This window comes from Pseudomonas sp. zfem003 (assembly GCF_032621675.1).
In the GTDB taxonomy this organism is placed as follows: domain Bacteria; phylum Pseudomonadota; class Gammaproteobacteria; order Pseudomonadales; family Pseudomonadaceae; genus Metapseudomonas; species Metapseudomonas otitidis.
On record NZ_JAVYJG010000005.1, the window covers coordinates 103,958 to 130,640 of the forward strand.

General features: G+C 63.9%; 22 protein-coding genes and 3 tRNA genes. 19 read left to right on the forward strand and 6 right to left on the reverse strand.

Annotated features, from left to right (window positions below; translation table 11 throughout):
• The first annotated feature begins 6 nt into the window (after positions 1-6).
• From ileS to ispH, 4 genes are read left to right on the forward strand one after another with little or no spacing between them, the layout of a single operon-like run.
• Positions 7-2,838, forward strand: a complete 2,832-nt coding sequence (ileS, locus tag RTK35_RS12050) for an isoleucine--tRNA ligase (RefSeq protein WP_316908100.1) — start codon at positions 7-9, stop codon at positions 2,836-2,838.
• The gene (lspA, locus tag RTK35_RS12055; protein WP_074972991.1) at positions 2,831-3,337 is read left to right on the forward strand and encodes a signal peptidase II; all 507 of its coding nucleotides are present in this window, start codon (positions 2,831-2,833) and stop codon (positions 3,335-3,337) included. The genes ileS and lspA overlap by 8 nt, the downstream gene beginning before the upstream one ends.
• A complete protein-coding gene (locus RTK35_RS12060) occupies positions 3,330-3,782 on the forward strand; it encodes a peptidylprolyl isomerase (RefSeq protein WP_044410376.1) in 453 nt (150 codons plus the stop codon). Before lspA ends, RTK35_RS12060 begins: the two co-directional genes overlap by 8 nt.
• Positions 3,783-3,831: 49 nt before the next feature.
• Complete coding sequence (gene ispH / locus RTK35_RS12065) at positions 3,832-4,776, forward strand: 4-hydroxy-3-methylbut-2-enyl diphosphate reductase (RefSeq protein ID WP_044410372.1); 945 nt, start codon at positions 3,832-3,834, stop codon at positions 4,774-4,776.
• Between the two features lie 99 nt (positions 4,777-4,875).
• On the opposite strand, the gene clpB is transcribed toward ispH, so the two are convergent.
• From clpB to rluD, 3 genes are all read right to left on the reverse strand, one after another.
• Positions 4,876-7,440 (reverse strand): ATP-dependent chaperone ClpB, encoded by a 2,565-nt coding sequence (gene clpB, locus RTK35_RS12070; RefSeq protein ID WP_316908101.1) that lies wholly within the window; start codon positions 7,438-7,440, stop codon positions 4,876-4,878.
• A 133-nt stretch (positions 7,441-7,573) separates the two neighbouring features.
• Positions 7,574-8,299 (reverse strand): peptidoglycan editing factor PgeF, encoded by a 726-nt coding sequence (pgeF, locus tag RTK35_RS12075; RefSeq protein ID WP_316908102.1) that lies wholly within the window; start codon positions 8,297-8,299, stop codon positions 7,574-7,576.
• The gene (gene rluD, locus RTK35_RS12080; protein WP_316908103.1) at positions 8,299-9,270 is read right to left on the reverse strand and encodes a 23S rRNA pseudouridine(1911/1915/1917) synthase RluD; all 972 of its coding nucleotides are present in this window, start codon (positions 9,268-9,270) and stop codon (positions 8,299-8,301) included. The genes pgeF and rluD overlap by 1 nt, the downstream gene beginning before the upstream one ends.
• 147 nt (positions 9,271-9,417) lie before the next feature.
• Between rluD and RTK35_RS12085 the strand changes: the two genes are divergently transcribed.
• The 4 genes from RTK35_RS12085 (at position 9,418) to RTK35_RS12100 (ending at position 13,724) form a co-directional block, all read left to right on the forward strand.
• Positions 9,418-10,416 carry an outer membrane protein assembly factor BamD gene (locus tag RTK35_RS12085; protein WP_044410365.1) on the forward strand — a complete coding sequence of 333 codons (999 nt, stop codon included), beginning with the start codon at positions 9,418-9,420 and terminating at the stop codon, positions 10,414-10,416.
• A 146-nt stretch (positions 10,417-10,562) separates the two neighbouring features.
• The gene (locus tag RTK35_RS12090) at positions 10,563-10,799 is read left to right on the forward strand and encodes a PP0621 family protein (protein WP_172432732.1); all 237 of its coding nucleotides are present in this window, start codon (positions 10,563-10,565) and stop codon (positions 10,797-10,799) included.
• Positions 10,786-12,381, forward strand: a complete 1,596-nt coding sequence (locus RTK35_RS12095) for a sensor histidine kinase (RefSeq protein WP_074973001.1) — start codon at positions 10,786-10,788, stop codon at positions 12,379-12,381. Before RTK35_RS12090 ends, RTK35_RS12095 begins: the two co-directional genes overlap by 14 nt.
• A 2-nt stretch (positions 12,382-12,383) precedes the next feature.
• Positions 12,384-13,724, forward strand: coding sequence for a sigma-54-dependent transcriptional regulator (locus RTK35_RS12100; RefSeq protein WP_044410357.1), 1,341 nt, complete (start codon positions 12,384-12,386; stop codon positions 13,722-13,724).
• A gap of 12 nt (positions 13,725-13,736) precedes the next feature.
• On the opposite strand, the gene thiO is transcribed toward RTK35_RS12100, so the two are convergent.
• On the reverse strand, positions 13,737-14,822 hold the full coding sequence (thiO, locus tag RTK35_RS12105) for a glycine oxidase ThiO (RefSeq protein WP_316908104.1): 1,086 nt from the start codon (positions 14,820-14,822) through the stop codon (positions 13,737-13,739).
• Between the two features lie 28 nt (positions 14,823-14,850).
• On the opposite strand from thiO, the gene RTK35_RS12110 reads away from it, so the two are divergent.
• The 8 genes from RTK35_RS12110 to RTK35_RS12145 all read left to right on the forward strand — a co-directional run bounded on the left by RTK35_RS12110 (position 14,851) and on the right by RTK35_RS12145 (position 23,019).
• The gene (locus RTK35_RS12110) at positions 14,851-15,378 is read left to right on the forward strand and encodes a GspH/FimT family pseudopilin (RefSeq protein ID WP_316908105.1); all 528 of its coding nucleotides are present in this window, start codon (positions 14,851-14,853) and stop codon (positions 15,376-15,378) included.
• Positions 15,379-15,489: 111 nt separating this feature from the next.
• Positions 15,490-16,005 (forward strand): GspH/FimT family pseudopilin, encoded by a 516-nt coding sequence (locus RTK35_RS12115; RefSeq protein ID WP_316908106.1) that lies wholly within the window; start codon positions 15,490-15,492, stop codon positions 16,003-16,005.
• Positions 15,992-16,567, forward strand: coding sequence for a type IV pilus modification protein PilV (gene pilV, locus RTK35_RS12120; protein ID WP_316908107.1), 576 nt, complete (start codon positions 15,992-15,994; stop codon positions 16,565-16,567). The genes RTK35_RS12115 and pilV overlap by 14 nt, the downstream gene beginning before the upstream one ends.
• Positions 16,564-17,367, forward strand: coding sequence for a PilW family protein (locus RTK35_RS12125; RefSeq protein ID WP_316908108.1), 804 nt, complete (start codon positions 16,564-16,566; stop codon positions 17,365-17,367). Before pilV ends, RTK35_RS12125 begins: the two co-directional genes overlap by 4 nt.
• A gap of 11 nt (positions 17,368-17,378) precedes the next feature.
• Positions 17,379-17,924: a PilX N-terminal domain-containing pilus assembly protein gene (locus RTK35_RS12130; protein WP_316908109.1), complete on the forward strand. Its 546-nt coding sequence runs from the start codon at positions 17,379-17,381 to the stop codon at positions 17,922-17,924.
• 13 nt (positions 17,925-17,937) lie between these two features.
• Positions 17,938-18,279: a hypothetical protein gene (locus RTK35_RS12135; RefSeq protein WP_160481506.1), complete on the forward strand. Its 342-nt coding sequence runs from the start codon at positions 17,938-17,940 to the stop codon at positions 18,277-18,279.
• 16 nt (positions 18,280-18,295) lie between these two features.
• The gene (locus tag RTK35_RS12140; RefSeq protein WP_316908110.1) at positions 18,296-22,567 is read left to right on the forward strand and encodes a PilC/PilY family type IV pilus protein; all 4,272 of its coding nucleotides are present in this window, start codon (positions 18,296-18,298) and stop codon (positions 22,565-22,567) included.
• Positions 22,567-23,019 (forward strand): type IV pilin protein, encoded by a 453-nt coding sequence (locus tag RTK35_RS12145; protein ID WP_316908111.1) that lies wholly within the window; start codon positions 22,567-22,569, stop codon positions 23,017-23,019. Before RTK35_RS12140 ends, RTK35_RS12145 begins: the two co-directional genes overlap by 1 nt.
• A gap of 88 nt (positions 23,020-23,107) precedes the next feature.
• Here the strand turns inward: RTK35_RS12145 and RTK35_RS12150 are convergent, their stop codons facing one another.
• Together RTK35_RS12150 and RTK35_RS12155 are read right to left on the reverse strand one after the other, a co-directional pair.
• Positions 23,108-23,440 (reverse strand): PilZ domain-containing protein, encoded by a 333-nt coding sequence (locus tag RTK35_RS12150; protein WP_069559840.1) that lies wholly within the window; start codon positions 23,438-23,440, stop codon positions 23,108-23,110.
• A 9-nt stretch (positions 23,441-23,449) separates the two neighbouring features.
• Positions 23,450-25,747 (reverse strand): DUF1631 domain-containing protein, encoded by a 2,298-nt coding sequence (locus RTK35_RS12155; RefSeq protein ID WP_316908112.1) that lies wholly within the window; start codon positions 25,745-25,747, stop codon positions 23,450-23,452.
• A gap of 202 nt (positions 25,748-25,949) precedes the next feature.
• Between RTK35_RS12155 and RTK35_RS12160 the strand changes: the two genes are divergently transcribed.
• The 3 genes from RTK35_RS12160 (at position 25,950) to RTK35_RS12170 (ending at position 26,199) form a co-directional block, all read left to right on the forward strand.
• Positions 25,950-26,025, forward strand: a tRNA-Asn gene (locus RTK35_RS12160).
• A gap of 10 nt (positions 26,026-26,035) precedes the next feature.
• Positions 26,036-26,112, forward strand: a tRNA-Pro gene (locus RTK35_RS12165).
• An 11-nt stretch (positions 26,113-26,123) separates the two neighbouring features.
• Positions 26,124-26,199 (forward strand) — tRNA-Lys (locus tag RTK35_RS12170).
• The last annotated feature ends 484 nt before the right edge of the window (positions 26,200-26,683 follow it).

The following is a 26,683-nucleotide window of genomic DNA, read 5'->3' on the forward strand; positions in this document are numbered from 1 at the left end:
ACTGACATGACCGATTACAAAGCGACCCTCAACCTGCCGGAAACGGCATTTCCGATGAAGGCCGGTCTTCCCCAGCGTGAGCCGGAGACCCTGCAGCGCTGGGACTCCATTGGGCTTTATCAGAAGCTGCGCCAGATCGGTGAGGGCCGCCCCACGTTCATCCTCCACGACGGCCCGCCCTACGCGAACGGCGAGATCCACATCGGCCACGCGCTGAACAAGATCCTCAAGGACATCATCGTCCGCTCCAAGACCCTTTCCGGTTACGACGCGCCCTACGTGCCGGGCTGGGACTGCCATGGCCTGCCCATCGAGCACAAGGTGGAGACCACCCACGGCAAGAACCTGCCGGCGGACAAGGTCCGCGAGCTGTGCCGTGCCTACGCCGCCGAGCAGATCGAGCTGCAGAAGGCCGACTTCATCCGTCTGGGTGTGCTGGGTGACTGGAGCAACCCCTACAAGACCATGAACTTCGCCAACGAAGCCGGCGAGATCCGTGCCCTGGCCGAAATGGTCAAGGGCGGCTTCGTGTTCAAGGGGCTGAAGCCGGTCAACTGGTGCTTCGACTGCGGTTCGGCCCTGGCCGAGGCCGAGGTGGAGTACAAGGACAAGCAGTCCGACGCCATCGACGTTGCCTTCCCGGTGGAAGACGCCGACAAGCTGGCTGCCGCCTTCGGCCTGGCCAGCCTGCCCAAGCCGGCCGCCATCGTGATCTGGACCACCACCCCCTGGACCATCCCGGCCAACCAGGCGCTGAACGTCCACCCCGAATTCGAGTACGCCCTGGTGGACACCGGCGCTCGCCTGCTGGTGCTGGCGACCGAACTTGTGGAGTCCTGCCTGACTCGCTACGGCCTCGAAGGCCAGGTGATCGCCACCGCCAAGGGCGAGGCGCTGGAGCACATTCGCTTCCGCCATCCGTTCTACGAGCGCTTCTCCCCGGTCTACCTGGCCGAGTACGTCGAACTGGGCGCCGGCACGGGCGTGGTGCACTCGGCGCCGGCCTATGGCGAGGATGACTTCCGCTCCTGCAAGAACTACGGCATGAGCAATGACGACATCCTCAGCCCGGTGCAGAGCAATGGCGTGTATGTGGCCGACCTGCCGTTCTTCGGTGGCCAGTTCATCTGGAAGGCCAACCCGGCCATCGTCGCCAAGCTGGAAGAAGTGGGGGCGCTGCTCAAGCACGAGGCGATCAAGCACAGCTACATGCACTGCTGGCGCCACAAGACCCCGCTGATCTATCGCGCTACCGCCCAGTGGTTCGTCGGTATGGACAAGCAGCCCAACCAGGGCGGCACCCTCCGCGAGCGTGCCCTGGCGGCCATCGAGCAGACCCAGTTCACCCCGGCTTGGGGCCAGGCGCGCCTGCACAGCATGATCGCCGGCCGTCCCGACTGGTGCATCTCGCGCCAGCGCAACTGGGGCGTGCCGATCCCGTTCTTCCTGCACAAGGCCACCGGCGAGCTGCACCCGCGCACCGTCGAGCTGATGGAGGAAGTGGCCAAGCGCGTCGAGCAGCAGGGCATCGAGGCCTGGTTCAAGCTGGAGCCTGCGGAGCTGCTGGGCGACGAGGCCGGTGACTACGAGAAGATCCTCGACACCCTGGACGTCTGGTTCGATTCCGGCACCACCCACTGGCATGTGCTGCGTGGTTCGCACCCGCAAGGCCACGCCAGCGGTCCGCGTGCGGACCTCTACCTGGAAGGCTCCGACCAGCACCGCGGCTGGTTCCATTCCTCGTTGCTGACTGGCAGTGCCATCGACGGCCATGCACCCTACAAGGGCCTGCTGACCCACGGCTTTACTGTGGACGAGCGCGGCCACAAGATGTCCAAGTCCCTGGGCAACACCGTGGCGCCGCAGAAGATCAACAACACCCTGGGCGCCGACATCCTGCGCCTGTGGGTTGCGGCCACCGACTATTCGGGCGAGATGGCCGTTTCCGACCAGATCCTGCAGCGCAGCGCCGACGCCTACCGGCGTATCCGCAACACCGCGCGCTTCATGCTGGCCAACCTCAACGGCTTCGACCCGGCCCGCGACCTGCTGCCGCCGGAGCAGATGCTCGACCTCGACCGCTGGGCGCTGGACGCCGCTGCGCGCCTGCAGGACGAGATCCTCGAGGCCTATGGCGAGTACCGCTTCTGGAACGTCTACTCGAAGCTGCACAACTTCTGCGTGCAGGAGCTGGGCGGTTTCTACCTCGACATCATCAAGGACCGTCAGTACACCACCCGTGCCGACAGTGTGGCCCGTCGTTCCTGCCAGACCGCGCTGTTCCACATCACCGAGGCGCTGGTGCGCTGGATCGCGCCGATCCTGGCCTTCACTGCCGAGGAGATCTGGCAGTACCTTCCGGGCGAGCACAACGAGTCGGTCATGCTGAACACCTGGTACGAAGGCCTGGACCGCCTGCCGGAAGGCTTCGCCCTGGATGCGGCCTACTGGACCCGTGTCATGGCGGTCAAAGGGGCGGTCAACAAGGAGCTGGAAGCCCTGCGTTCGGCCAAGGCCATCGGTGGCAACCTGCAGGCCGAAGTCACCCTGTTCGGCGACGACGCCCTGCAGGCCGACCTGGCCCGGTTGGGCAACGAGCTGCGCTTCGTGCTCATCACCTCCACCGCTGAAGTCCGCCCGGCGGGCGAGGCGCCGGAGCAGGCCGTGACCACCGAGGTGCCGGGCCTGAAGCTGCGCATCCTCAAGTCCGAACACGCCAAGTGCGGCCGTTGCTGGCACCACCGTGCGGACGTCGGCACCCACGCGGCGCACCCGGAGCTGTGCGGTCGTTGCGTGGAGAACATCGAAGGCGCCGGCGAGGTTCGCCACCATGCCTGAGGCCCGTTTCGGTCGGCTGGGCTGGCTGCTGCTGAGCGTCCTGGTGTTCCTGCTGGACCAGGGCACCAAGTGGGCAGTGCTGGACCTGATCCCTAAGCACACCCGCATCACGGTGATCCCCGGCTGGTTCGACTGGACCCACGTCTACAACACCGGCGCTGCCTTCAGCTTTCTGGCGGACAGCTCGGGCTGGCAGCGCTGGCTGTTCGCGCTCATCGCCATCGTGGTGAGCGGCGTGCTGGTGGTCTGGCTCAAGCGCCTGAAGGCCGACGAGACCTGGCTGGCCATCGCCCTGGCCGCCGTGCTCGGTGGCGCGCTGGGCAACCTGTACGACCGCGTGGTGCTGGGCCACGTGGTCGACTTCCTCCTGGTGCACTGGCAGGACCGCTGGTATTTCCCGGCGTTCAACCTGGCCGACACCGCGATCACCCTCGGCGCCATCATGCTGGCGCTGGATATGTTCAAGACGAAGAAGTCCGGAGAAGCCGCCCATGACTGAGTCCCTCGCCACCGAGCTGCGCATCGGCCCGGACCGTGAAGTGACGCTGAACTTCGCCATCAAGCTGGAGAACGGCGACGTGGTCGACAGCACCTTCGGCAAGCAGCCGGCCACCTTCAAGGTCGGCGACGGCAACCTGCTGCCGGGCTTCGAGAACGCGCTGTTCGGCCTCAAGGCCGGCGACCGTCGCGAACTGCCCATCAGCCCCGAGCAGGGTTTCGGCCAGCCGAACGAGCAGAACGTCCAGGTCATGCCCCGTGGCCAGTTCCAGGACATGGAGCTGTCCGAAGGCCTGCTGATCATCTTCAACGACGCCGCCAACGCCGAGTTGCCCGGTGTCGTGAAGGCCTTCGACGCTGACCGCGTGACCATCGACTTCAACCACCCGCTGGCTGGCAAGACGCTGCGCTTCGAGGTGGAAATCCTGGCGGTTCGCCCGCTCTGATCCGTTTCCCGACAGGGGAGGGCGGCCGGCAGGCCTGGAGGTAACAAGCATGCAGATCAAACTCGCCAACCCCCGTGGGTTCTGTGCCGGCGTGGACCGTGCCATCGAGATCGTCAACCGTGCGCTGGAAGTGTTCGGCCCGCCGATCTACGTCCGCCACGAAGTGGTGCACAACAAGTTCGTCGTCGAAGACCTGCGCGCCCGTGGCGCCGTGTTCGTCGAAGAGCTGGACCAGGTGCCGGACAACGTCATCGTCATCTTCAGCGCCCACGGCGTGTCCCAGGCCGTGCGCCAGGAGGCCGAGCGCCGTGGCCTCAAGGTGTTCGACGCCACCTGCCCGCTGGTGACCAAGGTGCACATGGAGGTGGCCCGCTACAGCCGTGACGGCCGTGAATGCGTGCTGATCGGCCACGCCGGTCACCCGGAGGTGGAAGGCACCATGGGGCAGTACGACACCGTCAATGGCGGCGCGATCTACCTGGTGGAGAACGAGGACGACGTGGAGCGCCTGGTGGTTCGCAACCCCGAGGCCTTGTCCTTCGTCACCCAGACGACCCTTTCCATGGACGACACCAGCCGCGTGATCGATGCCCTGCGGGCTCGCTTCCCTTCCATCGGCGGGCCGCGCAAGGACGACATCTGCTACGCCACCCAGAACCGCCAGGACGCGGTGAAGCAACTGGCTGACGAAAGCGATGTGGTGCTGGTGGTGGGCAGCCCCAACAGCTCCAACTCCAACCGCCTGCGCGAACTCGCCGAGCGCATCGGCACCCCGGCCTACCTGATCGACGGCGCCGAGGACCTGCAGCAGGGCTGGTTCGCCGGTGTGCAACGGGTCGGCATCACCGCCGGCGCCTCCGCCCCGGAGGTGCTGGTGCAGGGCGTGATCCAGCAACTGCGCGAGTGGGGCGCCGAGGTAGCGCTTGAGCTGGACGGGCGGCCGGAGAACGTCACCTTCTCGATGCCCAAGGAGCTGCGGGTCAAGGCGATCTGAGCTACGGCAGTAAATAAAAACGGGGGCTTCGGCCCCCGTTTTCATTGCCCATGAAAAATGCCGCCCATCAGGGATGGGCGGCATGGAGGGTGCGATGGATCAGTCGAAGACGATCTCCTCCCCCTCGACTCGAGCGTGGATGGCGACGCCTGGGGCGAACTGGCCGGCGAGGATCTGCTGGGCCAGCGGGTTTTCGATCCAGCGCTGGATGGCGCGCTTGAGCGGGCGGGCGCCGTAGACCGGGTCGTAGCCAACGGCAATCAGCTTGTCGAGGGCTTCCGGGCTCAGCTCCAGGCTCAGGTCGCGTTCGGCCAGGCGTTTGCGCAGGCGTTGCAGCTGGATGCTGGCGATGCCGCCGATCTGGTCGCGGCCCAGGGGCTCGAACACCACGACTTCGTCGATCCGGTTGATGAATTCCGGGCGGAAGTGGCTGCTGACGGCATCCATCACCGCCGCGCGCTGGGCCTCACGGTCGCCCACCAGCTCCTGGATCTGCGCGGAGCCGAGGTTGGAGGTCATCACCACCACGGTGTTGCGGAAGTCGACGGTGCGGCCGTGGCTGTCGGTCAGGCGGCCGTCCTCCAGCACCTGCAGGAGGATGTTGAAGACGTCCGGGTGGGCCTTCTCCACTTCATCCATCAGCACGACGGAGTAGGGCTTGCGACGCACGGCTTCGGTCAGGTAGCCGCCTTCCTCGTAGCCGACGTAGCCCGGAGGGGCACCGATGAGGCGGGCCACGGAGTGTTTCTCCATGAACTCGGACATGTCGATGCGCACCAGCGCCTCTTCGGTGTCGAAGAGGAATTCGGCCAGGGCCTTGCACAGCTCGGTCTTGCCCACGCCCGTCGGGCCGAGGAACAGGAAGGAGCCGCTGGGTCGGTTCGGGTCGGCCAGGCCGGCGCGGGAGCGGCGCACGGCGTTGGCCACGGCGACCACGGCTTCATGCTGGCCGATGACGCGCTTGTGCAGCTCGTCTTCCATGCGCAGCAGCTTGTCGCGCTCGCCTTCGAGCATCTTGGCCACCGGGATGCCGGTCCACTTGGAGACGACCTCGGCGATCTCCTCGTCGGTCACCTTGTTGCGCAGCAACTGGTTCTCCGGCTTGCCGTGCTGGTCGACCATCTGCAGGCTGCGTTCCAGGTCGGGGATGATGCCGTACTGCAGCTCGGCCATGCGGTTCAGGTCGCCCCTGCGGCGGGCGGCTTCCAGTTCGGTGCGGGATTGTTCGATCTTCTGCTGGATCTGGGCGGAGCCCTGGACTTCGGCTTTCTCCGATTTCCAGATTTCCTCCAGGTCGGCGTATTCGCGCTCCAGCTTGAGGATGTCGTCCTCCAGTTTGGCCAGGCGCTTGATGGCGGCCTCGTCCTCTTCCTTCTTCATGGCCTCGCGCTCGATCTTCAGCTGGATCAGGCGGCGGTCCAGGCGGTCGAGGGCTTCGGGCTTGGAGTCGATCTCCATGCGGATGCGGCTGGCGGCTTCGTCGATCAGGTCGATGGCCTTGTCCGGCAGCTGGCGATCGGTGATGTAGCGGTGCGAGAGCTTGGCGGCGGCGATGATGGCGCCGTCGGTGATGGTCACGCCGTGGTGCACCTCGTAGCGCTCCTTCAGGCCACGGAGGATGGCGATGGTGTCTTCCTCGCTGGGCTCGTCCACCAGGACTTTCTGGAAGCGGCGCTCCAGGGCGGCGTCCTTCTCGATGTACTGGCGGTACTCGTCCAGGGTGGTGGCGCCAACGCAGTGCAGTTCGCCACGGGCCAGGGCAGGCTTGAGCATGTTGCCGGCGTCCATGGCGCCTTCGGCCTTGCCAGCGCCGACCATGGTGTGCAGCTCGTCGATGAAGAGGATGACGCGGCCTTCCTGCTTGGACAGTTCATTGAGCACGGCCTTGAGGCGCTCTTCGAACTCGCCACGGAACTTGGCACCGGCGATCAGGGCGCCCATGTCCAGGGCCAGCAGGCGCTTGTCCTTCAGGCCATCGGGCACTTCGCCGTTGATGATGCGCTGGGCCAGGCCTTCGGCGATGGCGGTCTTGCCGACGCCAGGCTCGCCGATCAGCACGGGGTTATTCTTGGTGCGGCGCTGCAGGACCTGGATGGTGCGGCGGATCTCGTCGTCACGGCCGATCACCGGGTCGAGCTTGCCGTCTTCGGCGCGCTTGGTGAGGTCGACGGTGTACTTGTCCAGGGCCTGGCGGGCTTCCTCGACGTTGGGGTCGTTCACGGCCTGGCCGCCTCGCAGGTTGGCGATGGCGTTCTCCAGGGCCTTGCGGGTGACGCCCTGGCCGAGCAGCAGCTTGCCCAGGCGAGTGTTTTCGTCCATCGCGGCCAGCACCACCAGTTCGCTGGAGATGAACTGGTCGCCTTTCTGCTGGGCCAGGCGGTCGGCCTGGTTGAGCAGGCGGGCGAGGTCCTGGGACAGGTTCACGTCGCCGGTGGGGTTCTGGATCTTCGGCAGGCCGTCGAGCTCCTTAGTCAGGCCCGCCCGCAGGGCGGCGATGTCGAAGCCCACCTGCATGAGCAGAGGTTTGATGGAGCCGCCCTGCTGGTCGAGCAGGGCGAGCATGAGGTGCAGCGGCTCGATGGCCGAGTGGTCGTGGCCGACGGCCTGGGATTGGGCGTCGGACAGCGCCAGTTGGAGTTTGCTGGTCAGTCGATCTATGCGCATGGGGGCAGTCCTTCCTCTAGGGGGCGGGCTGGGGCGATGAGCGCCCCGAAGACGATGAGCTCGCCGGGATGCAGTGTAGATAAGGACGATTCTGGGCGATTCAAGGTGCCCGGCCTTGATGCAGGTCAGCGGCTCAATCGGCCAGCCAGACGAGGCTCGCGAAGCGCCCGGTGCGGGAGGCGCGGCGGTAGGAGTAGAAGCGCGGGTCGCTGACGGTGCAGAAACCGCCGCCATAAACCGCAGTGATGCCACGGGCGGCGAGGCGGATGCGGGCGAGGGCGTAGATATCCGCCAGGTAGCGGCCGGCATTTGCGCTGGGGCGGAAGGCGGCGTCTGCTTCGGCGTGCTGGGCGATGAAGGCGTCGCGGACCTCCGGGCCGACTTCGAAGGCGTCCGGGCCGATGGCCGGTCCGAGCCAGACCAGGATCTGGTCCGTCGGTGTGGCCAGGGCATCCAGCGTGGCTTCCAGTACACCGTTTGCCAGGCCGCGCCAGCCTGCATGAGCGGCTGCGACACGGGTGCCGTCGCGGTTGCAGAAGAGCGCGGGCAGGCAGTCGGCGGTCATCACCAGGCTGGCGATGCCGGGGGTCTGGCTCCAGCTGGCGTCAGCCGTCTCTACGCGGGAGGGATCGGCTTCGACCACGCGGGTGCCGTGTACCTGGCTGAGCCAGGCGGGCTGGCAGCCGAGGGTGGTCGTGAGCTTGAGGCGGTTGCTGGCGACGGCGGCGGGGTTGTCGTCGACGTGGTCACCGAGGTTGAAGCTGTCGTAGGGCGGAAGGCTGACGCCGTCGGCGCGGGTGGTCACGCAGGCCCTGACCCGCGTGGGGGCGGGCCAGTCGGGCGTGAGCCAGCCCGTCATCAGACGAAGGACTCGTTGTCCTGCCGCAGCAGGGTCAGCAGCCAGACGAAGTCATCGGGCAGCGGGGATTCCCACTTCATGCGATCACCGGTTTCCGGGTGGTCGAGCTCCAGGAAGCGGGCGTGCAGCGCCTGGCGGGGGAATTCTTTCAGCGTCTGTACCAGGGTCGGGCTCGCTGCCGGCGGAATGCGGAAGCGGCCGCCGTACACCGGGTCACCCACCAGCGGGTGGTTGATGTAGGCCATGTGCACGCGGATCTGGTGGGTGCGGCCGGTCTCCAGCTTGACCCGGGTGTGGGTGTGGGAACGGAACCGCTCCAGCACGCGGTAGTGGCTGACGGCCTGCTTGCCACCGGCCACCACGCCCATGCGCTGGCGCTGCTGGGAGCTGCGGCCGATGGGCGCGTCGACTTTGCCACCCGCGGTGATCACGCCGACGACGATGGCTTCGTAGATGCGGCTGACGGTCCGGGCCTGCAACTGGGCGACCAGCTTGGTGTGGGCTTCGAGGGTCTTGGCCACCACCATCAGGCCGGTGGTGTCCTTGTCGAGGCGATGCACGATACCGGCCCGGGGCACGTTGGCCAGGTCGGGGGCATGGTGCAGCAGGGCGTTGAGCAGGGTGCCGTCCATGTGGCCGGCCGCCGGGTGCACCACCAGGCCGGCGGGCTTGTCCAGCACCAGCAGGTGGTCGTCCTCGTAGACGATATTCAGCTCGATGTCCTGGGCCACCCACTCGCCCTGGGACTCCAGCTCGGCATCAAGCGCCAGCACGGAACCGCCATAGACGGTGTCGCGGGGGCGGAGCACTTGGCCGTCCACGGTGAGTCGCCCTTCCTTGATCCAGGCGGACAGGCGGGAGCGGGAGTGTTCGTCGAAGAGTTGTGCGGCAACTTGGTCCAGGCGTTGCCCGCCCAAATCGGACGGCACCTCGGCACTCAGTTGGATGGCCTGTTTATTGGTCAGGGACATGCTCGAAAACGGCGGGGCGCAGCCTTTGGTTTCGGCCACGCGCTTGTGGTTAAATACGGCGTCTTTGTCCTGGGAAAGCCCAGGGCGCCCATCATAACAGGACGGCTCCGCCCAAGACAGCGGACCGTCACAGGGACGCAAGCCACCATGCAAGTGAAACACCTGCTGCTGATCGCCATTCTCGCCCTCACCGCCGCGTGTTCCTCCAAAGAAGTGGTCGACGAGAACCTGAGCGAGTCCGAGCTGTACCAGCAGGCTCAGTCCGACCTGGACAACAAGAGCTATTCCAGCGCCGTCGCCAAGCTCAAGGCCCTCGAGTCCCGCTACCCCTTCGGGCGCTACGCCGAGCAGGCCCAGCTCGAGCTGATCTACGCCTACTACAAGAACGTCGAGCCGGAGGCCGCCAAGTCGGCCGCCGAGCGTTTCATCCGCCTGCACCCGCAGCATGCCAACGTCGACTACGCCTACTACCTGAAGGGCCTGGCCTCCTTCGAACAGGATCGTGGCCTGCTGGCGCGCTTCCTGCCGCTGGATATGACCAAGCGTGACCCGGGTGCCGCCCGCGACTCCTACAACGAGTTCGCCCAGCTGACCAGCCGCTACCCCCACAGCCGCTACGCGCCGGACGCCAAGCAGCGCATGGTCTATCTGCGTAACCTGCTGGCCGCCTACGAAATCCACGTTGCCCACTACTACCTGACCCGCCAGGCCTATGTCGCCGCCGGCAATCGTGGTCGTTACGTGGTGGAGAACTTCCAGGGCACCCCTGCCGTGGGCGATGGCCTGGCCGTGATGGTTGAGTCCTACCAGCGCCTGGGTCTGGATGACCTGGCCGCGACCAGCCTGGAAACCCTGAAGCTGAACTACCCCGAGCACCCGAGCCTGGTCGATGGCCAGTTCGTGCCCCGCGAGGACGAAGCCGACAACCGCAGCTGGCTGGCCAAGGCCACCCTCGGCCTGATCGAAAGCGAAGCGCCGCTGCCCCCGGGCCAGACCCGCGCCAACCAGGACGTGATCAAGCAGTACGAAGATGCCAGGGAAGAAATCCCGGACGAGCTCCAGCCCGAGAACGCCTCAGCTGGTGGCGATACCGGCGGCAAGAAGCGCTCCTGGTTCAGCTATATGACCTTCGGCCTTTTCGACTGAGGCGGATGGACAATAAAAAGAGGCCTGCGGGCCTCTTTTTTCATGCCGGCGAGGACACAGTGCACAGCACTGCCTTTAGCTGCTGGGCGTGGGGAAACGCCTTGGCTTAAACTGCTGGCCTTTCCCCGGACACTCGAGTTCGACGCATGTTGCGCCTGATCTTCTGGATTGCCGTCATTTTTGCTGCCGTATGGGTATGGCGCCGCATGAAGGCCCGCCCGCCCCGCCAGGAGGCCCCGCCCGCCGAGCCGGCCGCCAGCCCCATGGTTCGTTGCGCCCAGTGTGGCGTCCACGTTCCCCAGTCCGAAGCCCTGCCCAGTGCCCAGCGCTGGTACTGCAGCCAGGCCCACCTCGAACAAGGCAAGGCCAGTGGCGAGCACTGAGTCGCCCTCCCTGGCGAGCAACCAGATCCGACGGATCTTCCGCCTTTACAACCTGTATCGCCTGCTCATCGGCCTGGCGCTGGTCGGGCTGATTTCCAGTGAGCTGGACAGCGAGCTGCTGAACCTGGCCCGTGTCCAGCTGTTCCGCAATGCCAGCTGGTTCTACCTGCTGCTGAACATCCTCATTGCGCTGATGGTGCGCCGCCCCCAGCACATGCTGCAGGTGTTCAGCCTGGCGCTGGTGGACGTCATCCTGCTGTCCTGCATCTTCTATGCAGCAGGCGGTTCGCCCAGCGGCATCGGCAACCTGATCATCGTTGCGGTGGCCATTGCCAACATCCTGCTGCGTGGGCGTATCGGGCTGCTGATCGCCGCCGTCGCCGCCATCGGGATGATCTACCTGACCTTCTACCTGAGCTTGTCCCGCCCGGAAGCGGCCAACCAGTACGTACAGGCCGGTGCGCTCGGTGCCCTGTGCTTTGCAGGCGCCCTGTTCGTGCAGGGCATCAGCCGGCGTCTGCAGTTGAGCGAGACCCTGGCCGAGCAGCGTGCTGCCGACGTGGCCAATCTGGAAGCGCTCAACGCGCTCATCCTGCAGCGCATGCGCACCGGCATCCTGGTGCTGGACAGCCGTCACCGGGTGTTGCTGGCCAACCAGGCTGCCCAGGCGATGCTGGGGCACGACGGGCTGGCGGGGCGCCCCCTCGGGCCGCACTGCCCGGAGCTGCTCAAGCGGCTGGAGCAGTGGTGGGATAACCCGACCCTGCGCCCCCAGAGCCTGCAGCCGGTACCCGATGGCACGGTGCTACAGCCCAGCTTCGTCCAGCTGCAGCGTGGCGAGCAGCTGGATACGCTGGTCTTCCTCGAAGACATCTCGCAGATCGCCCAGCAGGCGCAGCAGCTGAAGCTGGCTTCCCTGGGGCGGCTGACCGCCGGTATCGCCCATGAGATCCGCAATCCCCTGGGCGCCATCAGTCATGCCGCCCAGCTGTTGCAGGAGTCCGAAGAGCTGGAGGGGCCCGACCGCCGCCTGGCGCAGATCATCCAGGATCATTCCCGGCGGATGAACCTCGTCATCGAGAACGTCCTGCAACTGTCGCGGCGCCGCCAGTCGGAACCCCAGCTGCTGGATCTCAAGTACTGGCTGCACCGATTCGCCAGCGAGTTCCGCAGCGCTTCACCGGTGGGGCAGACCCTTCACCTGGAGACGAACCCGGGCAGTATCCAGACCCGCATGGACCCCCACCAGCTCACACAGGTGCTGACCAACCTGGTGCAGAACGGCCTGCGCTACAGCGCGCAGAAGCACCGCCAGGGGCAGGTCTGGCTGAAACTCTTCCGTGACGCCGAGAGCGACCTGCCCATACTGGAAGTGATGGACGACGGCCCCGGCGTCGCCGAGGAGCAGCTCCATCACCTGTTCGAGCCCTTCCACACCACGGAGAACAAGGGCACCGGGCTCGGCCTGTACATCTCCCGCGAGCTGTGCGAGAGCAACCAGGCCCGCCTTGACTATCGACCCCGCGAAGGCGGCGGCAGCTGTTTCCGCATCACCTTCGCCCATCCGCGAAAACTGAGTTGACCATGACCCGACAGAGAGCCCTGATCGTCGACGACGAGCCCGATATCCGCGAACTGCTGGAGATCACCCTCGGCCGGATGAAGCTGGACACCCGCAGCGCCCGCAACGTCAAGGAGGCCCGCGAGTGGCTGGCCCGCGAACCGTTCGACCTCTGCCTCACGGACATGCGCCTGCCCGATGGCACCGGGCAGGAGCTGGTGCAGTACATCCAGCAGCGCCATCCCCAGGTGCCGGTGGCCATGATCACGGCCTACGGCAGCCTCGATACCGCCATCAATGCCCTCAAGGCCGGCGCCTTCGACTTCCTGACCAAGCCAGTGGACCTTGGCCGTCTGCGCGAGCTGGTGGCGACTGCCCTGCGGCTGCGCAGCGGCGAGTCGGATGAAGAAGCCAGCGTCGACAGCCGCCTGCTGGGCGAATCGCCCCCCATGCGGGCGTTGCGCAACCAGATCCAGAAACTCGCCCGCAGCCAGGCGCCCGTCTACATCAGCGGCGAGTCGGGAAGCGGCAAGGAACTGGTCGCACGACTCATCCACGAGCAAGGGCCGCGCGCCAGTCACCCCTTCGTGCCGGTGAACTGCGGTGCCATTCCGTCGGAGCTGATGGAGAGCGAGTTCTTCGGCCACAAGAAGGGCAGCTTTACCGGTGCCATCGAGGACAAGCAGGGCCTGTTCCAGGCTGCCCACGGCGGCACCCTGTTCCTCGACGAAGTGGCGGACCTGCCGCTGCCCATGCAGGTCAAGCTGCTGCGGGCCATTCAGGAGAAGGCGGTACGTGCCGTTGGTGGCCAGCAGGAAGTGGTGGTGGACGTGCGCATCCTCAGTGCCACTCACAAGGACCTGGCTGCCGAGGTGGCTGCCGGGCGATTCCGCCAGGACCTGTTCTACCGGCTCAACGTGATCGAACTGGGGGTGCCGCCGTTGCGTGAGCGCCGCGAAGACATTCCCCGCCTGGCGGACGTGATGCTCAAGCGCCTGGCCGAAGCCTGCTCGCTGCCGGCCGCGACCCTTACCCGTGATGCGCTGGAGAAGCTCAAGACCTACCGCTTCCCCGGGAACGTGCGCGAGCTGGAGAACATGCTCGAGCGGGCCTACACCCTGTGCGAAAACGACCAGATCCAGCCCCATGACCTGCGCTTCACTGAGGCTGCTGGCGCGGCAGAAGGCGGCGAGGCGGACCTCGCCAAGATCGACAACCTCGAGGACTACCTCGAGGAGATCGAGCGCAAGCTGATCATGCAGGCCCTGGAAGAGACCCGCTGGAACCGCACGGCAGCAGCCCAGCGTCTTGGGCTGACCTTTCGTTCCATGCGTTACAGGCTGAAGAAGCTGGGGATCGACTGATCCCCAGGCAGGTCAAAGGCGAGCGCTGGGCGCGTAGGGGGTGGGGTCGACAATCGGCTCGCGCCCCAGCATGAGGTCCGCCAACAGCCGGCAGGAGGCCGGCGCAAGAACCAGCCCGTTGCGGTAGTGACCGCAGTTGAGCCAGAGTCCCTCGAACCCCGGCACCGGTCCGATGAACGGGATGCCATCGGGCGAGCCCGGCCGCAACCCCGCCCAGTGCCCGACGATGGGCTGTTTCGCCAGCGCAGGAATCAGCGCCTCCGCAGAAGCCTGGAGACTCTCCCGCGCCACGTCGGTAGGCGTCTTGTCGAAACCTTCATGCTCCAGGGTGCTGCCCACGAGGATGTGACCATCCCGGCGCGGGATGGCATAGCGCCCCTTGGCCAGCACCATGCTGGGCAGAAAACCCGGCTCGCACTTGTAGAGGATCATCTGCCCCTTTACCGGCTCGACCGGCAGCGAAAGGCCGAGCGTTGCGAGCAGCTCGCCGCTCCAGGCGCCTGCACAAAGCACCACGCGGTCGGCGTGGAGTTCTTCATGGCCGATCCTGACGCCGACCACCTTCTCCCCTTCGACGATGAAACTGTCGATTCCCGTCTGCTCATGGAGCGTGACGTTGGGAAGCGCCAGAAGCGCAGTACGCAGTGACTGCGCGAGGCGCGGGTTGCGGATGTTGGCCACACCCGGCATGTGGATGGCCCGTTCGAACCCTGCGCCCAGGGGCGGCACCTGCCGGTGCACGGAAGCCATGTCCACTGCGTGAAGCGGACGCCCTTCACGGCGCGCCCATTCCAGGGCCTCGGTCTCATCATCCAGATCCAGCCAGTACAAGCCGGTGGTGTGCACCTCCGGATCCAGGTCGGTGGCCTTCAGCAGTTTCTCCCCAAGGCCTGGGTAGAAATCCTGCGACCAATGAGCCAAGGCCGTCACTGCAGCGCTGTAACGCCAGGGATAGAGGGGGGATACAATTCCGCCTCCGGCCCAGGAGGCCTCGCGTCCCACGTTCGAACGCTCGACGAGCATGACTTCGCTGGCACTGGCCAGCTCCAGGGCAGTGAGAAGCCCGATGACCCCTCCGCCTACAACAAGGACCGACACGAAGACCTCCTGACTACTGAGTCACTCCATGGAACTGGAGCAAGGACAAATGGAACGTAAGAATCGTGGAATGGGCTTGGCTTCCCAACTGGTTTCTCTTGCGGTGCTATCGGCCATCATCGTGATGTTCCTGCCCAGCGGTCTGTCTTGGGTGATGGGAAATCGCGTCGCGGGCTTCAGTCGCGACCTTGCTCATGCTGCTCATCAGGCTCGCCACCTGGCGCTTACCGAGGGACGCCGCGTGACGCTATGTCCGCTCGATACCCAGGGGCAATGCACCCGCAACTGGAACGGCGTCCTGAGCACGTTCTTCGATGACGGCGCGCACCGTGCGCTGTCGTCTCCTGATCATCTGATCTCGATACTGGATGTGCCGCCAGGTATCGATCTCCACTGGGGTGGGTTCGGTAACAAACGAGCAGTGCATTTCAATGGAAGTGGCCTGACATCAACCACTAACGGCACGTTTCTAGTAAGTGCATCAACATCTCGAATCGAGCGACGGATTATCATCAATCGCCAAGGTCGGGTGCGCATGAAGCACGGCGGCGAATAGCCGCATCTCTGTACGACAGCCGCTCGTACGCTCCTCCACGCCGGCCATCCCATGCTGTTTGAGGTTGGAGTTTCGGCTCGCTAGCTTACAGCCTGCGCAGAGGAAGTACCCATGGAACGTATACGCGGATTCAGTCTCATCGAGCTTCTGGTGACCATCCTCATTATGGGGATCGTTGCTTCAATCGCCCTGCCCGCCATGGGCGGGTTCATTGTCCGGCAGCGGGTGTCCGGGCAGGCCAGCGAACTCATGAATGCCCTGGCTGTGGCCCGTATCGAAGCGACCAAGCTCAACGCCAATGTGGTGGTGCTGCCCATGACCAACAGCGAGGACGGGTGGACGGATGGCTGGTGCATAGGGCCTGCCACCATCAATGACTGCACAAGCGCCGAGGTCATACGCACCTTCCAGGGGGCGACGGATGTCACGCTCAATGCACCTTATCTGCAGTCCACCAACAAGCTGACTTTCCGGCGTGATGGGACGCTGCTCTCAGGCATCAGCGCTCAGTCCTTCAAAGTGACCTCGGAGCGCCTGCAGGACAATGACGGCAGCGCACGCTGTGTCTCTCTCAATGCCATGGGCAAGGCTTCGATCAAGAAGGTGAACCGCGATGCGTCCTGTTGATAACGTTTCCACGCAGGCGGGGATCTCGTTGATCGAGGTGCTGATTGCCCTCCTGATCTTCGCCGTCGGCCTGCTCGGTTTTGCGGCACTTCAGCTCAGCGCACTGCAGAGCTCCGGGGACAGCAACCAGCGAACCCAGGCAACCTGGGTCGTACAGGACCTGGCGGAGCGTATCCGTGCGAACCAGGAGGCCGGTACCAGTGACTACACCACCGCCCCCAACTGTTCCAACCTGCCGGCCCAGCGCTGCAGTGACTACTACGACCCCATTACGGGCGCCAAGGTGAACGGGACCAATTGCACCGCTGCCCAGATGGCGGCTTATGACCGCTGGGAGGCCCAGTGCTCCTACAGCGGAACCACCGCATACGGTGCCAACGCGACGGCAGCGTCAGGGCGCTACACCAGTCGCGACTTCCTGGGCCTGGCAGCCAGTGGCACGCAACCCCTCGCCGTTGTCGCATCCGGAACTCAGCTGAGTGTCACGGCGACTTGGCAAAGCAAGGCCAGCAAGAACGCGGCCGGGGAAAACCTGACCAGCAGTGCGCAGGTGCAACGATGAACAAGCATTTCGTCATCACTCTTCATCGCCAACGCGGCCTGAGCCTGGTCGAGTTGATGATCGGTCTGACCCTCGGGCTGATCCTGCTGTTGGGCATCATCCAGGTCTTCATCTCCAGCAAGCAGACGTTCGCCACCAACGATGCCATGGCGAAACTGCAAGAGAACGGGCGGTTTGCCCTTGAGTTCATTACCCAAAGCGCTCGCCAGGCTGGTTATACCTCCCCTGGCTCCACATTGAGCCGTCCTTTTCCGGTGGAAAGAACGGTCTGTGGTCTCGGTAACAGCGGCAGCAATCCTTGTGCATTCAATGGCAACGGTAGCGCCGCCGATGTGGTGGGTTTCACTTTCGAACCTCCGATCATCGACGGTGCCAAGCGCGATTGTGCCGGACGTGAAGTTCCAGACAATGTTTTGATTGTTAACAGTTTTTTTATATTGGGTTCGGATGCAAATAACCCTACGTCTTCTCTGGCATGTCGCTCTTTTAGGCGAGATACCGGGGGTGAGTGGAGTTCGCAACAGCGCCTTATCGATGGCATTGATTCTCTTCAGGTGCTCTATGGCATCGATACCGGTGGCAATTCCCAGAGCGTGAATCAGTACGTCTCGGCGGATCGCGTCAGCAACTGGGGCAAGGTTGTCTCCGTTCGTATCGCCGTACTGGCCAACTCGGTTGATGTCCTGAACCCGGCCCCCGTCCAGCGGAACTACTACCTGCTGGATGCCGCACCGTTTTCCTCCAACGACGGTCGTGCGCGCCAGGTGTTCACCACCACCGTCCAGTTCAAGAATCTCTAGGAAACGCACATATGCAGTCCCTTCGACCGCTGCAACGCCAGGCAGGCGCCACCTTGATCGTCGCGTTGGTCTTTCTTGTCGTGTTGACTGCGGCGGGCATCACCGCAGTCCGCTTCGCGACCAACGACGAACGCATGGCCAGCAGCAACCAGTTTCGCAATACCGCATACCAGCAAAGCCAGACCGAGATTCGTTCTCAACTGCTCAGTTTGAATGTGGTGGCGAACCGTCAGCCACTGATGTCTGCAACAAACGGCACCCTCGCCACATCGACGAATGAGAACGACCCCAACTGGGTCAATTCGCTGTCTCTTTTCCCCTCCCTGAGGAGACCTATTTCCCTGACCTCGATCGTTCCCTTACCTACATCGAGTAACAGCGACAACTCCCAGACCAACACCATCCGCAGTGTCGGCCAACTGGACTGTGCGAGTTTCGGCAAGGGGTACTCCTTCGGCAACTACACCTGCCAGCAGTACGAGATCAAGGCGACCACCCGATTTGGCGGTGCTCTTTCCGATCAGGCACAAGGCCTGGTCTTCTTCAACCTCAAGTGAACGAGGCCAGCATATGAACCGTTTGATCCCATTCTTACTGGCGCTTTTCGTTTCCGGCTTTGCCTTGCATGGGGTTGCAGAGGAGGTCGACGAAACGCCGCCGAAGTACATCGAAAGTGCCACGCTGATTGTCAGCCTGACCAGCAAGCCTGGCGAGCCCGTCAAGGGGTATGTGCTCACTACCGCTTGCCCGACCTGCGCTCCGCAACGCCTTGAGGTGAACGACCAGACCAAGGTGTACCTGCGCGGCGAAGCGACTGACTTCGCCCGCCTCGGTTTGAAGATCGATTGGCAAGGCTCGGTGTTCTACACCCCGACCGGCCTGCCTACCGTTACCGAATTGTTCCTGAACTGACGCCGAGGATAGACCCATGAGCGTTACCAGAAAGCTGGCCCTTGGCGCCTCCGCGTTCACCTACCTGGCACTGTCCCTTAACACAGCGCTGGCCGATGACACCGAGATCTACACCACCCGCGATCTCCCGGCGGATCAGCGTGTCCGTCCCAACATCATGTTCGTGATCGACACCTCGGGTTCCATGCAGAGTGGAGTTCCGGGGACCAACTGCAGATCCTTGGTGCCTCTTGATAACTCCTCCACCGGTATTCCTCGTGATTGGTGTACCAGTACCGAGGCGCGTACCAATCGGGTCAACAACGGACAGCTCACGCGTATCCAGGTCGTCAAGCAAGTCGTTGGACAGTTGGTGGACGAGCTTGCACTTTCCAACGATTCGAACATCGGTCTGGTTCGTTTCAGCGCGAACAATGAAGGCGGGTTCGTCAACGTTCCGGTTCAGCAGGCCGGCACCGTTGCCAATAGCTTCAAGACCCAACTGAATAGCTACTACGCAAGTGGCGCCACTCCTCTTCTGGAGGCTTATCACGAGGCTGCGCAATACTTGCGCGGCGGCTCCATCATTTACGGCCGGCAATCGACTGGTTACATCGAGGACTGGAAAGGGGCCGCGTTCGTTTCTCCGTGGAACAGCGATCGGGCGTCCTATTCTGGCTCTACCTACAATTCCCCCATCCAGAACTCCTGCCAGAAGTCGAGCATCATCGTTCTGACTGACGGCCTGCCCAACGGGGACAGCAGCAGTAACTCTGCAATTGCCTCCTTGGTGCGTACCGGCACGCCCAACAGCATCTACACCTCCTGCAACCGTGGCTATCCCACTGACGGCGAGGCAAATGCGGGTTGCTGGATGCCTGGCCTTGCGGAATGGCTGGCGAACAATGACAACGGGCCGGCGTCCGTTACCGGCAAGCAGACGATCTCCACCTACACCGTGGGCTTCGGCAGCATCAGCGATACCCGTCTGCTGGATGACACGGCCACCTTGGGCCAGGGCAAGTTCTTCACCACCAACGACACCTCAGGGCTGGTCACATCGCTGCGCTCTATCCTGGTGGACATCCTTGCTGACAACACAACGTTCACCACCCCCACCGTATCCGTCAGTGCATACAGCAACTTCGGTTACCGTAATGACCTTTACTACGCCCTGTTCCGCCCGGCCCAAGGGGCTCGCTGGCTGGGTAACGTGAAGAAGTACAAGGCAACTTCGGATGCCAGCGGCAATTTGGTGGTAACCGATGTCAACGGGCGTAGTGCCGTGGATACGTCCACCGGCTTCTTCCTGGACAGCGCACAGAGCTACTGGACGCCCTCCAACGTGGTGGACGGCAAGAATGCTTCGCTGGGTGGCGCCGCAAGTCGTCTGACCAACCCGAGTGCCCGCAACCTCTACACCTACACCGGCGGCAACCGTGATCCGGGGAGCACGGGTTCGGTCAACCTGACGGGCAGCGCCCATCTGTTGTCTACCAGCAATACCTCCCTGACCAAGACAATGCTGGGTGATGCCAGCATGGCAGACGCCTACAAGACCAACCTGCTGACCTGGGCCCGGGGTACTGACCCGGCGGACAGCTCCGTCAGGGCGCAGATCGGCGACGTATTGCACAACGCTCCGAAAGTGGTGGCCTACGCCAGTGACGAGAGCATCGAGCGCATTGCCAACGGCACAGCGCAGGACAGCCTCGTGCTGTTCTACGGCACCAACGAGGGCTTCATCGGCGCCATCGACCCCAGCACTGGTAATGAGTTGTTCTCCTTCATTCCGAAGGAGTTGTTGCCGAACCTGAAGGCGTACTACGACGATCCCAAGGGCAGCGCCAACAAGAAGTACGGCATCGATGGTCAATTCGACCTGAAGGTGACGTACGGAAACGTGAACCCCACCACCCAGATCCGTAACGCTTCCACTGTGGTTCTTTACGCCGGTATGGGGCGCGGTGGGCGTAACTACTATGCCCTGGACATGTCCCCCGGCACCCAGGGCAATACTTCAACCATCCAGCCCAAGCTGAAATGGGTCATTCGTGGTGGCTCGGGTGGCAGTACCGGTTTCACCCGACTGGGCCAGACCTGGTCCACGCCCAAGTACGCCAAGGTCAAGTGGAACGGCCAAACCAAGGAAGTGCTGATCTTCACCGGGGGTTATGACACCACCCAGGACAACGATGCGATTCCGGACAACCCGAAAAGCGACAGCTCTGGCAACGCGCTTTACGTCGTGGATGCGGACACCGGCCAGAAACTGTGGATGGCCGGTCCCACGGGGGACAGCGATGCCAATCTGACGCTGTCTACCATGACCAACAGCATGCCCGGTGATCCGGCGCTTATCGATATTGGGGGCGATGGTCTGATCGACACCATCTTCACTGCAGACACCCGTGGCCAGATCTTCCGTTTCGACATCAAGTCCGGTAACGGCGGAGCCAGCGATTTCGCCACCGGGGGGCGTGTGGCTGCCCTGGGCGGAACCGATGCGAGCAACAACCGTCGCTTCTACAACCAGCCCGACGTCGCCTTGATCAAGGAGCGTGGCGGGGACACCTACTTCACTATTTCCATCGGCTCGGGTTATCGCGGCCACCCGCTCAGCGAAGCAGCGCTGGATCGCTTCTATGTCATTCGCGACAAGAACGTCTATGCCGCACCGACGAGCTACACCTCCATCACCGAGAGCAACCTGGTCGACGTCAGCAGCGTGAACCTGACCAGTGCCCAGGCCCAGAGCATCCAGAACCAGATCAACACCAAGCGGGCCGAGATCGACACGCTCAATGCCAATGAAGCCACTGCACGGGCCAATCTGGCGAGCTACCAGGCCAGCATTGGTTACACGGACAAGTTGAACACCCTGGTCGGTGTCAACAACTCCATCAACCAGAAGCAGGCCGCCATCGACACCATTCTGCGCAACGACCCCTATGTGGTTGCGCATGCGACGGAGTCCGGCAGCCAGACCCAGTCTCACAGCCTGGTCGTGGCGGCTCAGTCTGCGTTGTCGCAGCTGAATGGCCTGAATGCCACCAGTCCTGATGCCAGTTCGTTCAAGGCTTCGGAGCTGAACAGCACCACGGCAGGCAACATCGGTACCCTGCAAGCCAGAATCACTGCCGGTTTGAGCGACTCGTCCCTGAGCAGCCAGTACAGCGCGATCCTGGCCAAGCAGGACCAGATCACCGCCGCCAAGGCGGCGGGATCGGATACCACCACGTTGGAGTCGGATCTGGCCACGCTGAATAGCAACTATGAGAACTCGGCGGCCTACGGTGTGCGTGACGGCCTGATCCAGAACCTTTCTGCAATCAATGACAAGATCAGCCAGATCGCCGAGTTGCAGGCTGCCATCGTCGACGCCTACAACCAAGGCAACACTGCTGACGCTACCAGCAAGCTGGCGGATCTGAGCTCGGCCAAGAATGCGCTCAATAGCCTGCTGCCAAGCGGTTTGCCTGCAGCGCCTGCCGGGACCACCAGCAGCGCCTTGCTGGCTGCCAACGAGGCGCAGACGCAAACCAACCTGGAGGCTGTGAGCTCGCCGCTGGTCACCCAGTCCAACCTGCTCACCACTCTGGAAGCTGACCGGGTCACCCTGGCCGGCCAGGCGTCCAGTTTGCAGGCGGATCTGCAAGCACTGGCCAACCGCGCTTACAACACGGCTTCCAACGTGCTCAATGCAACCCAGCTCGCTGCGGCCACTGCGGCGGATACCACGCCGCCGTTGACCCAGTTCGAGGCCTACAACTACCTGATCGAACAAGCTCGGGCAGATGCAGCCTCCGGTATCCCGACCAAGCGTGCCGAGATCAACGCCCTGTATGCACAGCTCACCCCCGGTGACAGCTACACCCCCAACCCGACCCTGCTGGCCCAGAGCAGCGGCTGGTTCATCCGCTTCCCCAGTGGCGAGAAAGTGCTGTCCAGCTCGGTGAGCTTCGCTGGCTCCGTGCTGTTCACCACCTTCCGTCCCAGCGGCCAGCAGGTCACCACCTGCGGTCCGGACGTTGGCCGCGGTCGCTTCTACGCGCTCAACCTGGTGGATGCGAGTGCCGTCTTCACCGAGACCGTCAATGGCACCAAGACCGCCAAGCGCAGCTTTGACCTGGCCCATGGTGGTATTCCGTCGAAGCCCGCGACTATCCTGCGCGACGACAAGTCGGTCGGGCTGCTGTGTGGTGCGGAGAACTGCCTGGTCGATCCGAGCAACAAGGGTTGCGTGGATGGTGCTGAAATCTGCGAAACCAACAAAGCCATCCAAGGCCTCTACTGGAGAGAGAACTGATGACCAGAGCCAAGGGATTCACCCTGGTCGAATTGCTGATCGTGGTGGCGATCATCGGCATCATTGCCGCGATCGCCTACCCGAACTACCAGCGTTACGTGATGCGGACCGGCCGCAGTGACGGCCAGGCCACGATGATGCAGATCATGCAGGCCCAGGAGCGCTTCTATTCCCAGAACCAGACCTACACCAACAACCTGGGCACCAATGGCCTCGCCTTCCGCGACTCTTCCGGGAATGCAATAGCCCAGGGGGCGGCGGTGATTTCCGAAAGCCAGCGCTACAACATCACCGCAAACGCTTGTGCGGGTACGACCATTGCCCGGTGCGTCATCCTGACTGCCCAGCCACAGGGGGGGCAAGCGGCCGACAGTTGCGGCAACCTCACCCTGGATAGCCGGGGCGTCAAAGGCGTTTCGGGTGCAGGCGCGACCGTAGCCAGCTGCTGGTAAGGCCTGTAAAAAAGCCCCGCTTCGTGTGCAGTCCTCGACTGCTCATGAAGCGGGGCTTTTTGCTGTTTTGAGGATGGTGGAGGAGGAGTCAGATCCGACCCAACACCACTTCCAACGCCCTGGCCTGATCCTCCGCCAGGTCGATGATGTGGAACCCCGCCCAGGCGTGCTGGCCGTCCGCGCCGGGGCGGCTCCAGAGGCAGTCGGCGCCGAGGCGGACTTCGGTGATGCCGTCCACGGGTTCGGCGGGGACCAGGCGGCACTCCCAGACGGAATCGGTGGCCAGCGGCGCTTCGCTGAACAGCATGAAGCCATCCAGGGAGAGGTCCACCACGCGGCCCAGGCGGTTGCCGGAATGCAGGTCGTAGACCTCCACCTGGATGCCCGCGTTGTGGCGACTGTGATGACGGCGGTCTTCCATGGTGGCTCCTCAGTTGGCTCGCGGGCTGCGGCCGGTGAAGCGCTGCAGGACCCGGTAGATGGCGCCCAGCGCCCGGTCCATCAGCGGTACGTTGTGTTCGGGGGCGACGATGCGTGCGTTGCCGCGCTCCATGTCCTGCGCCAGCTGGGTGATCGGCTTGATCGCCACGCGCTGGCCGCTGTGGTCGACGAACATGTAGTTGTGGGTCGTCGGGCTGTACCAGGACAGCTTCAGCGTGCGGCTCTGGCCGTTCTCGACGAACTCGAACCAGGTGTTGAACTCCAGGCTTTCCAGCTCCTTGACCAGCGCCTGCGCGCGGGGTGAAAGGGTGGCGGGCCGACGTTCCGCGAGGCTGGCGTCTTCACCCAGCATTTCGCTGAGCGGGCTTTTCGGCAGTTCCGGGTTGAGCTGTGCCGCAACCTGCGGCTGCTTGCCTTGCACGGCGTGCTGGCAAGCCACCAGGTCCTGCAGCAGGCGGCGGATGCCGTCCTCGTGGTAGCCACCGAGCAGCTCCAGCCCCTTGCGCAGGTCTTCCAGCATCCCGACCCGCAGCCCCTGGAGGCGCTCACGCCCCCGGGCATCGAGCGGGGTGCCGCTCCAGGCCAGTTGGTCGGCCACCTCGCAGGCGCGTCGCCATTCCTCCCCAGCGTCGCCGTGGCGCAGCAGCACGAACACCAGCACGTCGCTCCAGGTCTGCTCCAGGAAGTGGCGGATGATCTTCGGTAGCTCGCGGCCTTCGAGGAGGCGCGCGATGGCGTCCACCGAGCGCTGACGGGCTTCCAGCAGGCGGTCGCGGCCTTTGGCTGCTTCCACCGCGCGGCGCTCACGCAATTCGACCTTGTGGCGCAGTGTGGCGACGTATTCGTTGAACTCGTCCTGCAGGGAGTCGAACAGCTGGAGATCGCCGGCAAAGCCGTGGATCACCCGCTCCACCACCCACTGCATCTTCGCCAGCAGACCTTTCTCCTCGCTTTCACCGCCGTACAGCGCACCGGCCTGGGCCATGGTGTTGAGCAGGCGGCGGGCCGGGTGGTGATGCTGGGTGAACAGCGCCTTGTCCTGCAGCGCCACCTTCAGGTAGGGCGTGTGCAGGTGGGAGAGGGCGGTCTTGCAGGTGTCCGGCAGGCTGTCGTCGTCGAGGATGAAGTCGAACAGCATGCCGACCAGGTCGATCACGTCCGCTTCCTGCTCGGCCACCTTTTGTTGGCCCGGCTGCGCGCTGTGGCTTTCCAGCTGCTGGTGCAGGTCCGCCTTCAGGCCCTCGACCCGCTGGGGCTGCTGCAGGCGTGAGGCCAGGTCGTGGGCCGATTGTTGCTGCAAGCGGTTCAGCGCTTCCAGCAGGTCGGCCGCGCTGTAGGTCCGCGTTGCGCCCTGAGGAGCATAGCTGACGATGCTGGGTGTGCCGGTGAAGGCGACCCCGGCTTCCTGGTTGAGCCGGCGATGCTCCTCCAGCAGTGCCGACAGGCCGCTGTACAGCGCACCAGGTTCCTGGGGGGGCGGTGCCGAAAGATCGGCCGGCGGCGCGACCGGGGCGGAGGAGGCGGGCGCGGGGGCATCCTGGCGCGGAGCCGGCTCACGGGGCTGCGGCTTGGCAGGGGCGGCCTGGTGTTGCGCGGTGTACTTGAGGTTGGGCAACACGCCGGCATCGATCAGGCGCTTGTTGAGCCCGTCGTACAGACCATCCAGCCCCTGCATCACCTGCTGGTCGAAGAGCATATAAAGGATGGTCTTGATGCGCAGGGGGAAGGGCATGTTCTGCAGCGCATCGCGGAATGACTGGGCGATGACCTGGGGGCCGAAGGGGTTGCTGTCCTCACCGAGCTTGCGACCGTTGTTGAGCAGCGCCAGGCGCTGGTCCAGCGCAAAGAGTGGCTGGGCGCAACGCGCCTTGACCCGGCTGACCATGTTGGTGACCAGCAGGCTCTCTTCGTAGACCTCGTTCTGGATCAGTTCCAGATGGTCGGCGTCCAGCTGGGTGACCTTCGCCTCGGGCTCGCGGCCCTCCATGAAGTCACCGAACTGCTGGGCGATGCGCTGGTGGTAGAGGCGTTCGATGTGCGGCCGCTGTCGACGGATCTCGCGCATGCTGTCGAAGAACAGCGTCTGCACCTGATTGTTCTCAGCTTTTTCCGCGCATTCGAAAAGGGTGTCGTCGACCTGGGCGAAGACGCCGGTCAGGTGCTCGGCAAGGTGGTTCATCACCAGCTTGCGACAGCCCAGCACGAGATCGCCGAAGCGCGGTTGGATACCTCGGTTGGCCAGCGTGGCGACCGGGCGGGGAGGAGGCGGTGTATCTTGGCGGCTCATGGGCCCTGTCGCCTGGGCCTTGCGGCCGGCGCGTCCTGCGTTGTGTCGGATGAGGCACAGATATAGCAGCGGGCGCATCAACTGCAAAGCACTGAATAAAATCGCTTTTAAGGGGTTGACAGCCGATTCGCCATACGTAAAATGGCGCGCCTCTGCAGCAGCAATCTGAAAGACGAAGCCGCAGAGATTGGAAATGTGAAGTTCCGCGATAGCTCAGTCGGTAGAGCAAATGACTGTTAATCATTGGGTCCCTGGTTCGAGTCCAGGTCGCGGAGCCAACTTCCAAAACGGGGTATAGCGCAGTCCGGTAGCGCGCCTGCTTTGGGAGCAGGATGTCGGGAGTTCGAATCTCTCTACCCCGACCAATCCAAATTTCGGGTCGTTAGCTCAGTCGGTAGAGCAGTTGGCTTTTAACCAATTGGTCGTAGGTTCGAATCCTACACGACCCACCATATAGACGTTCGCCCAGGCATCTCCTGGTCGACGACGAGAAGCCCACCTGAACAGGTGGGCTTTTTCGTTTCTGCTCGTTCGTTCCGGCGCGCCGGGTCATCCACCAGACCTTCCGCGACTTCCTTCCCGCCGCCTCCGTCGCCTGCCTGCGTCCGGTTGTCGCAGTTACCCATTCTTTTCAGGTCTGCTGGCCGACATCGTCTGTCTGGCGCGTTCCGTCGAACGCCGTTTCGCCTGCCCGTCTTCCGCTGCATCCGTTCAGGTCTGGAGTCGGACCTGTCGGGTCTGATTCCTCCGCCTTATCCACCGCGAATGCCCTGTCATGCACATGGTCTTTCCTCGTCCCAGGGGCTGGGAAAGACTCCGCCCCACGTCAGAACGGCCCGGGACACCACCACCCCCGGCCGGGCGTGCCGGGCCCGCCCCCTGCAATCCGACCCCATCGGCCGCCCCGCGGCTGGCCGAAGGGAAAGGCTGGGCGGC